Source organism: Xanthomarina sp. GH4-25 (assembly GCF_045363175.1).
In the GTDB taxonomy this organism is placed as follows: domain Bacteria; phylum Bacteroidota; class Bacteroidia; order Flavobacteriales; family Flavobacteriaceae; genus Xanthomarina.
This window is the reverse complement of the sequence record NZ_JBJFLO010000009.1, coordinates 13,696-27,999: the sequence shown is the minus strand read 5'-3', so window position 1 is coordinate 27,999 and position 14,304 is coordinate 13,696. Positions and strand designations below refer to the sequence as shown.

The following is a 14,304-nucleotide window of genomic DNA, read 5'->3' as shown; positions in this document are numbered from 1 at the left end:
ATTTGATTAAATATTCTTAAAAAATAGTTAGTATATTAGTAAAACAATTAAAAGAAATTAAAGATGAAAAAACAATTTTTAACATTGTTAATAGCCTTAGTACTTAGCACTTTTACTTTTGCTCAGTCAGGTTTTAATATTGGTGGTAGTATTGGCTTTCCTTACGAAAATTATGAAGGTTACGATTTTTCTTTTGCCTTTTCTGTAGATGCTAATTACTTATTTGAAGTTAATCAAGCATTTGATATTGGTTTGGCTACTGGTTATGGTCAAGCATTTGGAGACAGCTATTATATTGGTCCAATAATAGGAAGTTTTGACACTCCAGATTATCAATATGTACCAGTAGCAGCAGCTGCTCGTATTAATGTCAACAGACGTTTGGTTTTTGGTGCAGATATAGGATATGCTATTTCTGTAACTAGTGCTAAAGATTACCTTAATAACAAATATTATGATGGTGGCTTTTATTGGAGACCTATGGTTGGGTTTAACCTTAATGAGCGTTTACAACTAAACTTTAACTATATTGGAATAAGTGATAATTATTTCTATTACTCAGCATTTAATTTAGGTTTTATGGTAAACCTTTAAATAAATTGTTTTAAAATTAATTAAGACCGAAGTTAATAGCTTCGGTTTTTTTATATTTTAAAAAGAAGTGTTTTCTTACTTGTTTTAGTAGCCATAATAAAGAATATATTTATATTTGCACATAATTTAAAAATAACCTAAATCTTAATTTATTATGAAAAAAGTATTACTTATCGCTGCTGTAGCAGTATTTGGATTATCTAATGTGAATGCCCAAGAAGTTAGTTTTGGACCTAAAGCAGGTGTTAACTTTGCCACTTTAACTGGCGACATTGAAGATGCAGATTTAAAAGTAGGATTCCACATCGGAGGAGCAGTTGAAATTATGTTTAATGAAAAAATGGGACTTCAAGCCGAGTTATTATACTCTTTGCAAGGAGCTAAAGATTCTTATTCTTCAACGCAAACTAGTGGAGGTGTAACTTATACTGACAAAGAAGAAGCCAAATTAAATTTAAGCTATATTAATATTCCTGTGTTATTTAAATATTATGTAACTAATGGGTTTAGTGTAGAAGCTGGTCCTCAAGTAGGGATTTTAGCCTCAGCTAAATCTGAGTACGAATATACAGAAAGTATTGAAGGTGGAGGATTTGATGAAACTTATTCTGAATCTGGAGAAGAAGACATAAAGGATAATATTAGTTCAGTAGATTTTGGCTTAAACTTTGGATTAGGTTACAAATTGGATAATGGTTTAAACTTTGGAGCTCGTTATAACTTAGGCTTATCGAATGTTCTCGATGTTGATGGAACAGATGATAAATGGCATAATGGAGTAATCCAACTATCAGTTGGTTTTATGTTCTAAAAAAACAATATAAATTATATTTAAAACCGAAGTTAATAGCTTCGGTTTTTTTGTGTCGTTCAATTACTTTAATTTTTAATCGCGTCATTTTTCTTTTTGAATACGTCAATATATGCTTACAAAATCTTTAATATTTGTAACATAATTATAAATTTAAATAGAAACACATATGAAAAAATTAATTTTATTAACGGGATTACTCATTTTTAGTACAACTTTAATGCAGGCACAAGCAGATTCAAAGGCCGTTCAATTAGGTGTTAAAGCTGGTGTTAATTTTACTAAAATAACGGGTGATGATATAGACGATGTGGCATCAAGAACTAGTTTTAATGTTGGTTTACTAGCTGAAATTCCATTAACTGAAAGATTATCCTTTCAACCAGAGGTTATGTATTCGGGACAAGGGTTTGATGTTAAAGAAATAGATCAAGACAATGTGTTTGATACCGATGACAATATTGAATATCAATTAGATTACATTCAAGTACCTTTATTGCTTAAAGCCTATTTAATTAAAGGGTTAAGTATTGAAGCTGGTCCACAGTTTGGTTTTAAAATTCATGAAGAATTAGATTTTCAACCAAACTCAGATGGTGGAGATATAGAAATAGACAAAGACGATTCTTATGTAAAAGATTTCGATACGAGTCTAGCTCTTGGTGCAGGTTATAAATTTGACAATGGCTTTTTTATTAATGGTCGTTACAATTTTGGATTAACAAACATTTTTGAAGAGAATACTATTTTCGAAAATGTAGATGCCAAAAACGCTGTTTGGCAATTTGGTGTTGGGTTTATGTTTTAATCCGGCAAATCTTATAAATTTTGAAACCGAAGTTAATAGCTTCGGTTTTTTTATGCCTTATTTTTTGATACCTTTACTTCTGTATTGAAAGAAAAGATATAGATGAAAAAAATAATCATCATAAATGGTCCAAATCTAAATTTATTAGGGAAGCGGGAACCACAGATTTATGGAAGCTTAACCTTTAATGAGTTTTTTGAAACCATTAAGGAAAAATATCCTCAAGTAGCATTAGAGCATTATCAGTCTAATGTTGAAGGAGAATTGATAAATAAAATTCAGGAAGTGGGTTTTACTTATGATGGTATTATATTAAATGCAGCTGCTTATACACATACTTCTGTTGGAATAGGTGATGCTGTTGCAGCAATTGAAACTCCAGTGATAGAAGTGCATATTTCTAACACGTTTAAGCGTGAAGATTTTAGACATCTATCTTATGTGGCACCAAACGCCAAAGGGATTATTGTTGGTTTTGGTTTGCAAAGTTATGAGCTGGCAATTCAAAGTTTTTGAAAATAGACTGCTTTGTTTTTAGAACTAAAACTGTTCACCTTAGAACCAAGACACATTAAAAAAAGGCTTCGAATAATTCGAAACCTTTTTTATCTATATTCTATTCTCTTAATTCTTAAAGATGTATTACCTCTCCATAAGCATCAGCAACTGCTTCCATAACAGCTTCACTCATAGTAGGGTGTGGATGTACCGTTTTTAGCACTTCGTGCCCTGTAGTTTCTAATTTACGTCCTAAAACAGCTTCAGCAATCATATCTGTAACTCCTGCACCTATCATATGGCATCCTAACCATTCGCCATATTTAGCATCGAAAATTACTTTTACAAAGCCATCTTTGGCTCCCGAAGCACTTGCTTTACCAGAGGCAGAAAACGGAAATTTTCCGACTTTAATATCCAAGCCTTGTTCTTTAGCTTGTTTTTCGGTTAAACCAACACTGGCAATTTCAGGCGTACAATAGGTACAACCAGGTATGTTACCATAATCTAAGGCTTCTACATGTTGTCCTGCAATTTTTTCTACACATAAAATGGCTTCGGCAGAAGCAACATGAGCTAAAGCTTGCCCAGGAGTAATGTCTCCTATGGCATAATAACCAGGAATGTTAGTTTGGTAATAATCGTTTACTAAAACTTTATCTCTATCTACAGCAATCCCAACATCTTCTAAACCAATATTTTCTATATTCGATTTTATGCCAACAGCAGATAGTACAATATCAGCTTCTAATATTTCTTCTCCTTTTTTAGTTTTTACAGTAGCTTTTACGCCTTTTCCAGAAGTATCAACACTTGTTACTTCAGCAGAAGTCATAATTTTTATACCACTTTTCTTAAAAGATCGTTCTAATTGTTTAGAAACATCATCATCTTCAACAGGTACAATTTTATCTAAGTATTCTACAATTGTTACTTCAGTTCCTAAGGAGTTATAGAAGTAAGCAAATTCTACACCAATAGCTCCAGAACCAACCACAATCATAGATTTTGGCTGTTTTGGTAAAACCATTGCTTCTCTATAGCCTATAACTTTTTTACCATCTTGAGGTAAGCTTGGTAATTCGCGAGAACGTGCTCCCGTTGCTATAATAATATGATCGGCTGTATATTCTTTTCCGTCAACATCAATCTTTTTTCCAGTTTTTAGCTTCCCAAAACCTTCAATAACATCAATTTTATTTTTTTTCATTAAGAATTTAACACCATTACTCATGCCTTCAGCAACGCCACGACTACGTTTAACAACAGCATCAAAATCTTTATCAAATCCTTTTACAGAAAGACCATAATCTTCAGCATGTTTTAAATATTCAAAAACTTGTGCAGATTTTAATAAGGCTTTAGTAGGAATACAACCCCAGTTTAAGCAGATGCCGCCAAGGTTTTCTTTTTCAATAATAGCAGTTTTAAAACCTAATTGAGAAGCTCTAATAGCAGCAACGTAGCCTCCAGGACCACTTCCAAGTACAATTATATCGTATTTACTCATCGTATTTTTTTTAGTCGTTTTAAGAAGCTACGAAGTTACAAAAAGTAAATTTCATATAACAAATCACAAATACTAAATTCGAAAAATCAAATGTCTAAATAGATTTGGTAACTATGGAGTATCTTTTTTTAGAAGTTAAATTTTAAAGATTATCTGTAAAATGGCGTTGGCCTTTTTCTTTACTAAATTTTTCTTTGTTGTACGTCGTTGAATTTCCTTTAGGAATGGATAGCGATTTCCAATCATTGCTTTTCAGGATTTTTCCTAAATATGCTATTTGACCTATATGGTATGGATAATGACCTAATTGTCTAAATATTGCTTCGGAAACCAAATGTCCTTCATTTCTAATATAAACAATCCTGTTCATATCACTTTCAGTTAAAGGTAAAATAGCATCAAATAGACAAGTCCAACCTTTCTCCCAAGCAGCTATAATCTCTGCTTTATTGGTATAAGATTGTTCAAATTCCTGGTCACGTTGTCGCCATTCTTTTTCACCATCTTCTGTTAAAAAATTAGTCCATCTACTTAACATATTTCCAACCATATGTTTTACAATAACTGAAATGCTATTTGAAGTCTCATTTGGAGCCCATTGCATGTCTTGAAATGTTAGTTGCTCGAAGGTTTTGTCTCCAACTAATTTATAATAATCAAATTGTTTTTTTATAGCAGAAATGTATGTGTTTTCCATATACTAAAGATAATACTAAAATCAACTTCGATTAAATAACAAGTATTATAAAAATTGATAGTACAATTAAAAATATTAATTTGGAATAAATTCTAGAGCTACGCCATTGATGCAATGCCTTTTACCTGTCGTGTCTTTAGGGCCATCGTTAAAAATATGACCTAAATGTCCTCCACATGTAGCACAATGTTCTTCAATACCAATATATTCGTTTCCATCAGATGAAAAACTAACATTTCCAGAAATTTCTCTATCAAAACTTGGCCATCCAGTTCCAGAATCGAATTTATGTTCGCTTTTAAACAATGGTGTTTTGCATGCAACGCAGACATAAGTCCCTTCAGATTTATTATTATTTAAAGGACTTGAAAAAGCTCTTTCGGTACCAGATTCTCTTAAAACATAATATTCTTTAGCTGTTAATTGTTGTTTCCATTCAGAATTTGTTTTAGTTATTTTAAAGGTGCTTTTACTCGTTTCTTTTTTGTTCTCTTGGCTCATGCAGCTTTGCATACTTACAATTAGAATCAGGCTTATTATTAGTTTCATATGAATTAAAATTATTTTGATATGTGTTACAGTCAGTCGCAATACAATTTATAACTTTACAATCTAAAAATAGAATTGCTTAGAAACAAAATTCACCTGGCTATTAAATAAAGGAATGGTTTTTGTATTTTTATAAAACAATAAAAACGCTAGAAATGAAATTAATGAATAAAATAGGAGTGTTTGGACTACTATTACTGATAATGTCTTGTTCAACAAATCCATTTACAGGAAAACAAACTATGGCATTGGTGCCAAATACACAGTTATTTCCAACAGCATTTCAACAATATAATCAAGTGTTATCACAAAGCAAGGTTATTAAAGGGACAGCACAATCTGAAATGATTAAACGTGTAGGACAACGTATTTCTATTGCTGCAGAACGTTGGTTAAATGCCAATGGTTACGAAGGTTATTTAAATGATTATAAATGGGAATATAATTTAATTGATGACAAAACTGTCAATGCTTGGTGTATGCCTGGTGGAAAAATAGTTTTTTATACTGGAATTCTTCCAATAGCTCAAAGCGAGACAGGAGTTGCAGCCATTATGGGACACGAAGTTGCACATGCGCTTGCAAACCATGGTCAACAACGCATGAGTGCAGATTATATACAACAAGGAGTAGCAATGGCAGGAAATATTGCCATTCAAAATGACAACGACAGAGAAGCTTTTAATCAGTATTACGGTATAGGATCTCAAGTTGGGGTGATGTTGCCTTTTAGTAGAAGTCATGAAACAGAAGCAGATAAAATAGGGTTGATATTAATGGCAATGGCTGGATACAACCCAAGTGAAGCTGCTGAGTTATGGAAAAGAATGAAGGCAAATAGTGGAGGAGGTGCGCCACCAGAAATACTAAGTACGCATCCTTCTAACGATTCTAGAATTCAAGAAATTAGCTCTTTAGTACCTATGGCAGTTGCTGAAGCTAAAAAGTTTGGTGTGACTTCTTTTAGGCCAATTACCAAATTTTAAAAGCATAATTTAAAATATTTACTTACTTTCGAAGCTGTTCAATTAACAGAACAGCTTTTTTTATTTTAAAAACGTTTTATGACAAAACTTGAAAAAGGAAGTAAAAAATTGTTAAATGCTTGGGCTTTTTACGATTGGGCAAACTCTGTTTACACCTTAACCATTGCTTCTTCAATCTTTCCAATATTTTATTCAGCATTATTTCTAAGTGAAATTAAACACATTGATGCGTTTGGTTTTGAATTTAAAAGCACAGCATTAATAACTTTTGTAACTGCTTTTACATTTATGGTTGTTTCGGTTATGTCTCCATTATTATCTGGAATAGCAGATTATGTAGGGAATAAGAAAAGTTTTATGAAATTTTTCTGTTATGTAGGGGGTATTGGTTGTATTGGCTTGTATTGGTTTAGTTTAGATCATATTTATATAAGCTTGTTATTTTATTTTATGGGACTCATTGGGTATTGGGGAAGTTTGGTTTTTTATAATTCGTACTTACCAGATATTGCTTTTCCAGAACAACAAGATAGAATAAGTGCTAGAGGGTTTTCTTTAGGATATGTTGGGAGTGTCATATTACTCATTATAAATTTAGCCATGGTTATGAGCCAAGAAACTGGTGAGGCTAAAATAGAAATGATGCGCTGGTCTTTTGTTATGGTAGGTGTTTGGTGGATTTTATTTAGTCAATACACTTTTTATGTTTTACCAAAAGGAGTTTCAAATGGTGAAAAGGTAACTAGAAATATTATTTTAAACGGGTTTAAAGAGTTGCGCCAAGTGTGGCATCAACTAAAGCAAAACTTAAGGTTGAAAAGATATTTAGCAGCCTTTTTTGTGTTTAGTATGGCAGTACAAACCATCATGTTGGTCGCTGTATATTTTGGTGAGGAAGAAATAGCATGGGCAGACGATTCTGAAAAAACCATGGGACTAATTGTTAGTATTTTAGTGATACAGGTTGTTGCTATTCTGGGCGCTGTTTTAACATCTAGAGCTTCTGAAAAATTTGGAAATATCAAAACATTAATTGTTGTTAATTTTATTTGGATGGCTATGTGTTTTGCTGCATATTTTGTTGTTGAGCCATTTCATTTTTATTTAACGGCTGGTGTTGTTGGACTAGTTATGGGAGGCATTCAGGCTTTAGCTAGGTCTACTTATTCCAAATTTTTACCAGAAACAGAAGATACAACGTCATTTTTTAGTTTTTATGATGTTGCTGAAAAAATAGGAATTGTTATTGGGATGGTTATTTTTGCCACCATAGATCAGCTAACTGGAAGTATGCGAAATGCTATTGTATTTCTATTTGTTTTCTTTTTAATAGGAATTATTTTATTATTTAGGGTACCAAAAATTAAATTGAAATAATATTGATTAAATTAATATAAAATTAAAATGAATAAATTTAAGTCTCTATCTGTTTTTGTACTATCTATTTTATTGTTTTCATTATCATTCTTGTAATGATGAACCTTTAGAAGGTAATTTTGGAGAAAGTTACAATGCTAATAATCCCAATTCAGCACAAATTATTGGAGATTGGAATGTAGTATCTTTTAATGCTCTAACAGCAACTACTACAGTGTTTAATGCTGAAGAAATAGAAACATCTTCTGTTATTACAGGTTCAGAATTCGATTATATTGTAACTTTTACGAGTAATGAGTTTACAACTCATGGTAATTATAAAATGCGTGCCATTACAGAAGTAAACGGTGTCGTCATGGATGATATGTCATCTACATATACTGATGTAAATGGTTCAGGAAATTATTATACTAATGGGAATTTAATGTCTACAGATGGATTATTGTTTGATTTAGAAATAGATGGCGTAAATACATCTGTTTTTGAAACTAGCCAAACAGCTACTTATCAATTTAGTTCAAATGGAAATGTATTAACGATGTCTCAAGTAGATGAACAAATACAAGTTGTTAATGAAATAGAAATTGTAATTGTAACTGAATCTAGTACCGTGTTAGAAAGAATGTAAATTATAAAAGCCACTCAATTTGAGTGGCTTTTTTTTTAATTAGACTGTTAGTCTTTACTTATTGATCCAGAGCCAGCTACTTTGGTGTCTTCTTTATCTGGATTTCCTCTGTATTCAATATCACCAGAACCAGCAACTCTTGCTTTTAAAGATTTATTGCTTACAACCTCTGCATCTCCAGAACCTGCTAAGGACACATCAGTGTGATTAGATTCTAATTTTGAACCATTAAAATCTCCTGATCCAGAAACAGTTACTTTTAAGCTATCTGTATTACCAGTTAAGTTTAAATCTCCAGAACCAGACAAGCTACTTGTTATCGAATTAGCGTTAATATCAATGGTAACATCACCCGAACCGGTTAGAGAAACAGCAAAATTAGTAGTATTTATTTTGTCTTCATTCCATAAATCTCCAGAACCAGTAAGTGAAGTGCTATGGATCTCTTTAAACGGAATAGTAATTTTTATGGTTTTGTTCATACTTGGATTAAGGTTTATTTTGTCCTTAACTTTAACAATTAGGTCATTTCCTTTAACTTCAGTAATAATATATTCTAATAAGTTCTCTTCACCTTCAAGAATGATTTTGCCTTCTGTCCCTGCGACTAATATATAATCGTAAGATCCTGAGCATTTTACACCATCATAGTCTTCAGTAGTTCTTGTAATTGTAGCTACATTTCCATTGCCATTTACTTTTTGAGCAAAGCTAAATGAGCTTATTAGAATGGCGATAATTAGAATTGATTTTTTCATAATAAATTTAGTTTAGTGGTTAGTTTTTATTAAAAGATACACTTCCGTAATCTGATTCTATTTTTATTAAATTCCCTGTATTTGATGCGCCATAATACCCAGCATAATATTTGTCTCCTGAATCTTCACGTTTTTTATTGAACTGAAAATCGCCACTATCATTTAAGGATGCATATTCTAAATCGATATCGAAATTAAAGTGATAATTAGAATCATGACCAATTTTAATTCCTGTATAATCTGATTCTATGTTTATGTTCCCAGCATTTTTAGTCATGTTTGCAATTTTTATAGAACCATAATCGGCTTCAAGAGTCACGTTTTTATAAACATCACCAATAAAAACAGTTAAATAATCGCCATTACCAATAACATTGTTTACTCTGTTGATTTTTATAGAACCATAATCGCAAACATAGTTTACATCTTCAGCCGTTTCAATAATGGATGAGGTGTAATCTGCATTAATATGGATGTTTTTAGTTTTTGCAATTGTAAATCCACTGTAATCAGCATTTATTTCACCACTTTTAATGTATTCAAAATAACAGTTAGAGGTATAATCGAAATTTAAACGATTGCCATCAGCTAAGAGCTCCTTGGTTGTTATTTTACCATAATCACAATTAATGGTTGCACGACCTTCAAGTTTTCCAACATTAATGTTACCATAATTGTTGCTTAAATCTACAGCATTAGTAATTGGCATTTTAACCACATAATTTATAGACATGTTTACGTTGTTGTTTCCACCCCAATTCCACCAAGAATTAGATTTGTTTTTATTGAAAATGGTTTTTGCAGAAACCAAACTATTAGATCCATTAAATTCTACAGTAATATCATCTAATTTTCGTTGTACTTTTTCTTCGTCATTCCCTTTAGTTGTTATGGTTACAACAATCTCGATTCTGTTTTCATTCCAAGTAACAATGTCTAAGTTTCCATAACTGTTATCTATTTCTAATGTGGCTTTTGCCGATACATTAAAAGATTTTTTAATAGTTTTCTCTTTGGTGTGTTTCTCCTTCCCATTTAGATTAGTAGTTGAATAACCAATGAATGGAATTAATAAAAAGAGGATTGCAAGTTTATATAGTTGTATTGTTTTCATTGTTTAGATTGTTAAGTTGTTTAATGTTCTCAATATGTGTTAATGTGTTTTGTAATATGTCAATTCGATTTTGAAAGTTTTTAATCATGGCATAGATTACGCGATTATCGTCACCACTTTTAGTTAAATCTACTTTAAGATTATCATAATCTATTTCAAGTTTTTTAATTTGAATTAAAGCATCTTTAATAATTAGCTTGGTTTCTGGATTAGAAGCTTGCTCAATTTTTTTTAATTCTTCTGTAATAGTATTTGTAAAGAAAGTTTGCGTTTGAGCCATTTCTGGAGACACACTTGCCAAATCTCTAACACTATCTTGTTTATTATTTGTAATAAACAAAGTAACTATTAGCATAATAGATGCAGCAATACCAAGCATTGGCTTCCATAAATGTCTGCTTTTAGATTTATTGTTTGAAACAATGTTTGATTTGTTATTCAATTTGTTTAAAAAACGTTTGGTATGGTCAGAACTTGGTTCTTCTAAATCAAAAGTGTCTTTTAAATCTTCAAATAATTTATTTAGGTTGTCTGTGCTCATATCTATATTATTAAAGTGAGACTTGTAGTTGTAATTTTTTTCTTAAACTTTCTTTTGCTCTCGATATAGTGGTTCTACAATTGGCATAACTTATGTTTAATATGTCACCTATTTCCTCATAATCGTAACCGTCAATTAAATGTAATGTTAGTGATACACGATAACTTTCTTTTAATGTGTTTAAAGTCTCTAAAACCTGTTTTGCTTTTAGATTTGTAAACTCATAATCATTAGGGATTCCCATAGTATCACTTTCAATATTGTATTCTACATCTTCAAAAGAAACATTTTCATATTTGCTATTTTTATTAAAATGATAAATACTTTTATTAATTACAATTCGTTTTAACCAAGCACCAAATGTTGATATATCTTGTAGGCTTTCAAGTTTTGTAAAAGCAAGCAGAAAAGCTTCCTGCATGACGTCTTCAGCTTCAAAACGATCTTTTACAATTCTAAATGCTACGTTGTACATCGCTTTGTTGTATCTGTTGTAAATTTCCAACTGCGCTAGTTGATTTTCAGATTTACAAAGCTCTACAAGCTGTTTGATATTTTGTTTGGTTAGTGTCAATTAAAACGGTTTGTTAGTATAAAGATGCTTGGTTTTTAAGTTTGTTACAGTTTTAAGTAAATAAATTTAATGATTCAATTGAAACATGGCATATTAATTGAACTTTTAATGTTAAATACATCCTAGTATTGGCTGTAAAGCGTTAAAAACAAGATGTATACATTTTTGTAAGTATTAATTTTAAAAGATAATTGTTCTGTTTTTAATTAGTTTAATGACAGAATGACTTAATAACATATATGAAGAAGAGAGATTTATTTAGCCTTGACAGTTTGTCATTTCAGGAATTCGATGAAAATTCAGAATTAATTCCTTTAATGACTCCTGAAGATGAAGAAGAAATTAGTAATGAAAAATTACCAGAAACACTACCTATATTATCCTTACGTAATACGGTTTTGTTTCCAGGCGTTGTAATACCTATTACTGCAGGAAGAGACAAATCTATTAGATTGATAGATGATGCTAATAAAGGCAGTAAAGTTATAGGTGTAGTGGCTCAAAAAGACGAATCTGTTGAAGATCCTACTGCTGCAGATATCCATGAAACTGGAACTGTTGCTAGAATTTTAAGAGTTCTTAAAATGCCAGATGGTAATACAACTGTTATTATTCAAGGAAAGAAACGTTTTAAAGTAGCAGAGGTAATTACTGAAGAACCTTATATGAATGCCACTATTCGTGAAGTTCCTGAAGCTAGGCCAGCTGAAAAAAATGAAGAGTTTGAAGCTATTATAGATTCTATTAAAGAGTTAGCACTTCAAATAATTAAAGACAGTCCAAACATTCCAAGCGAAGCTTCATTTGCTATAAAAAACATTCAAAGCAATCCGTTTTTAATAAATTTTGTGTCCTCTAATATGAATCTTTCTGTAAAGGAAAAGCAAACTTTATTAGAAACAAACAATTTGAAAGAACGTGCGCTTGCGACTTTAAAATTCATGAATGTCGAGTTTCAAAAGTTAGAACTTAAAAATGATATTCAGCTGAAGGTTCAAAGTGATATGAATCAGCAACAACGCGAATATTTTTTGCATCAACAAATGAAAACCATTCAGGAGGAACTTGGTGGTGTAAGTCACGATGAGGAACAAGAAGAGATGAGAGTACGTGCCAAATCAAAAAAATGGGACGAGAAAGTTGCAGAGCATTTTAATAAAGAACTAGCTAAAATGCAACGTATGAATCCTCAAGTTGCAGAATATTCCATTCAACGTAATTATCTAGACCTATTTTTAGATTTACCTTGGAATGAATTCAGTAAAGATAAATTCGATTTAAAAAGAGCTAAACGTATTTTAGATAGGGATCATTATGGTCTAGACGATGTCAAACAAAGAATTATTGAACATTTGGCTGTTATTAAATTGCGTAATGATATGAAGTCGCCAATCTTATGCCTTTATGGTCCTCCGGGAGTTGGTAAAACCTCTTTAGGAAAATCTATAGCAGAAGCTCTAGGAAGAGAATATGTGCGTATGTCTCTAGGTGGCTTACGTGATGAGGCAGAAATTAGAGGTCATAGAAAAACCTATATTGGTGCCATGCCTGGAAGAATATTGCAAAGTCTTAAAAAAGCAGGAACCTCAAACCCTGTTTTTGTATTAGATGAAATAGATAAGCTTTCTAATTCGCATCAAGGAGATCCATCTTCAGCTATGTTAGAAGTTTTAGATCCAGAGCAGAATAGTGAGTTTTACGATAACTTCTTAGAAATGGGTTACGACTTATCGAAAGTTATGTTTATTGCCACATCTAATAGCCTTAATACCATTCAACCAGCATTATTGGATAGAATGGAAATTATTAATGTAACGGGTTATACCATTGAAGAGAAAGTAGAGATTGCCAAAAGACATTTATTACCAAAACAGTTAAAAGAGCATGGCTTAGCTGAAAAAGATTTAAAAATAGGAAAAGCACAACTTGAAAAAATAGTTGAAGGTTATACTAGAGAATCTGGAGTTCGTGGGCTCGAAAAGCAATTAGCAAAAATGGTGCGTTATGCAGCTAAAAACATTGCTATGGAAGAACCATATGTAATTAAAGTAACAAACGAGATAATAATAGAAGTTCTTGGAGGTCCTAAGTTAGAAAGAGATAAATATGAAAACAATAATGTTGCAGGTGTTGTAACAGGTTTAGCTTGGACTAGAGTAGGAGGCGACATACTTTTTATTGAGTCTATTCTTTCTAAAGGAAAAGGGAACTTAACCATTACAGGTAATTTAGGAACTGTTATGAAAGAATCTGCTACGATCGCCATGGAATTTATTAAATCTAATGCTAAGGAGCTTGATTTAGATCCAGATATTTTCGAAAAATATAATGTACATATTCACGTGCCAGAAGGAGCAACTCCAAAAGATGGTCCAAGTGCAGGTGTAACGATGCTTACCTCTTTGGTATCATTATTCACTCAAAGAAAAGTGAAAAAAAGCTTAGCAATGACAGGTGAAATTACGTTAAGAGGAAAAGTACTTCCGGTTGGAGGTATTAAAGAAAAAATTTTAGCAGCTAAACGTGCTAGAATTAAAGAAATATTACTTTGCGAAGAAAATAGAAGAGATATTGAAGAAATTAAACCAGAATATTTAAAAGGATTGACGTTTCATTATGTGTCAGATATGAGCGATGTTATCAAGATTGCTCTTACCAAACAAAAAGTAGTAAACGCTAAAAAATTATAATTTAAGAAAGAGGCCTGTTTGAAAGATTAAAATCTATGGAAGCCAGTATAAAATTTGTTGCAATTCTTATTGAAAATTATTTTTAACAATTTCATTTTTTTGCAGTTTGGCAGTAGAAATTACTTTTTAAACTGCCTCTTTTTTTTATCACTTAAAAATAATTTATACT

General features: G+C 31.4%; 15 protein-coding genes. 8 read left to right on the top strand and 7 right to left on the bottom strand.

The features are described 5' to 3' along the window. The first annotated feature begins 63 nt into the window (after positions 1-63). The 4 genes from ACI5KZ_RS13050 to aroQ all read left to right on the top strand — a co-directional run bounded on the left by ACI5KZ_RS13050 (position 64) and on the right by aroQ (position 2,729). Entirely contained in the window at positions 64-594 is a 531-nt protein-coding gene (locus ACI5KZ_RS13050; RefSeq protein WP_406847865.1) for a hypothetical protein, read from the top strand. Positions 595-748: 154 nt separating this feature from the next. Beyond that, on the top strand, positions 749-1,405 hold the full coding sequence (locus tag ACI5KZ_RS13045) for a porin family protein (protein WP_406847864.1): 657 nt from the start codon (positions 749-751) through the stop codon (positions 1,403-1,405). 169 nt (positions 1,406-1,574) lie between these two features. Then, entirely contained in the window at positions 1,575-2,213 is a 639-nt protein-coding gene (locus ACI5KZ_RS13040; RefSeq protein ID WP_406847863.1) for a porin family protein, read from the top strand. 102 nt (positions 2,214-2,315) lie between these two features. Next, positions 2,316-2,729, top strand: a complete 414-nt coding sequence (gene aroQ, locus ACI5KZ_RS13035; protein WP_406847862.1) for a type II 3-dehydroquinate dehydratase — start codon at positions 2,316-2,318, stop codon at positions 2,727-2,729. Between the two features lie 115 nt (positions 2,730-2,844). Here aroQ and lpdA read toward each other — a convergent pair whose 3' ends face one another. From lpdA to msrB, 3 genes are all read right to left on the bottom strand, one after another. Further along, entirely contained in the window at positions 2,845-4,221 is a 1,377-nt protein-coding gene (lpdA, locus tag ACI5KZ_RS13030) for a dihydrolipoyl dehydrogenase (RefSeq protein ID WP_406847861.1), read from the bottom strand. Positions 4,222-4,363: 142 nt separating this feature from the next. Further along, a complete protein-coding gene (locus tag ACI5KZ_RS13025; protein ID WP_406847860.1) occupies positions 4,364-4,918 on the bottom strand; it encodes a DUF1572 family protein in 555 nt (184 codons plus the stop codon). A gap of 75 nt (positions 4,919-4,993) precedes the next feature. Further along, the gene (msrB, locus tag ACI5KZ_RS13020) at positions 4,994-5,467 is read right to left on the bottom strand and encodes a peptide-methionine (R)-S-oxide reductase MsrB (protein ID WP_406847859.1); all 474 of its coding nucleotides are present in this window, start codon (positions 5,465-5,467) and stop codon (positions 4,994-4,996) included. A gap of 155 nt (positions 5,468-5,622) precedes the next feature. Here msrB and ACI5KZ_RS13015 point away from each other — a divergent pair, with 155 nt between their 5' ends. The 3 genes from ACI5KZ_RS13015 (at position 5,623) to ACI5KZ_RS13005 (ending at position 8,458) form a co-directional block, all read left to right on the top strand. Continuing rightward, a complete protein-coding gene (locus tag ACI5KZ_RS13015; RefSeq protein WP_406847858.1) occupies positions 5,623-6,453 on the top strand; it encodes a M48 family metallopeptidase in 831 nt (276 codons plus the stop codon). Positions 6,454-6,531: 78 nt separating this feature from the next. Next, positions 6,532-7,830 (top strand): MFS transporter, encoded by a 1,299-nt coding sequence (locus ACI5KZ_RS13010; RefSeq protein ID WP_406847857.1) that lies wholly within the window; start codon positions 6,532-6,534, stop codon positions 7,828-7,830. 55 nt (positions 7,831-7,885) lie between these two features. Continuing rightward, complete coding sequence (locus tag ACI5KZ_RS13005) at positions 7,886-8,458, top strand: hypothetical protein (protein WP_406847856.1); 573 nt, start codon at positions 7,886-7,888, stop codon at positions 8,456-8,458. A 47-nt stretch (positions 8,459-8,505) separates the two neighbouring features. On the opposite strand, the gene ACI5KZ_RS13000 is transcribed toward ACI5KZ_RS13005, so the two are convergent. From ACI5KZ_RS13000 to ACI5KZ_RS12985, 4 genes are read right to left on the bottom strand one after another with little or no spacing between them, the layout of a single operon-like run. After that, complete coding sequence (locus ACI5KZ_RS13000) at positions 8,506-9,216, bottom strand: head GIN domain-containing protein (RefSeq protein WP_109308102.1); 711 nt, start codon at positions 9,214-9,216, stop codon at positions 8,506-8,508. A 19-nt stretch (positions 9,217-9,235) separates the two neighbouring features. Beyond that, positions 9,236-10,330 (bottom strand): hypothetical protein, encoded by a 1,095-nt coding sequence (locus ACI5KZ_RS12995; protein WP_109308103.1) that lies wholly within the window; start codon positions 10,328-10,330, stop codon positions 9,236-9,238. Beyond that, a complete protein-coding gene (locus ACI5KZ_RS12990) occupies positions 10,308-10,871 on the bottom strand; it encodes a hypothetical protein (protein ID WP_109308104.1) in 564 nt (187 codons plus the stop codon). The genes ACI5KZ_RS12995 and ACI5KZ_RS12990 overlap by 23 nt, the downstream gene beginning before the upstream one ends. A 10-nt stretch (positions 10,872-10,881) precedes the next feature. Continuing rightward, positions 10,882-11,445 (bottom strand): RNA polymerase sigma factor, encoded by a 564-nt coding sequence (locus tag ACI5KZ_RS12985; RefSeq protein ID WP_109308105.1) that lies wholly within the window; start codon positions 11,443-11,445, stop codon positions 10,882-10,884. A gap of 239 nt (positions 11,446-11,684) precedes the next feature. Between ACI5KZ_RS12985 and lon the strand changes: the two genes are divergently transcribed. Further along, the gene (gene lon, locus ACI5KZ_RS12980) at positions 11,685-14,135 is read left to right on the top strand and encodes an endopeptidase La (protein WP_109308106.1); all 2,451 of its coding nucleotides are present in this window, start codon (positions 11,685-11,687) and stop codon (positions 14,133-14,135) included. Positions 14,136-14,304: the final 169 nt, after the last annotated feature.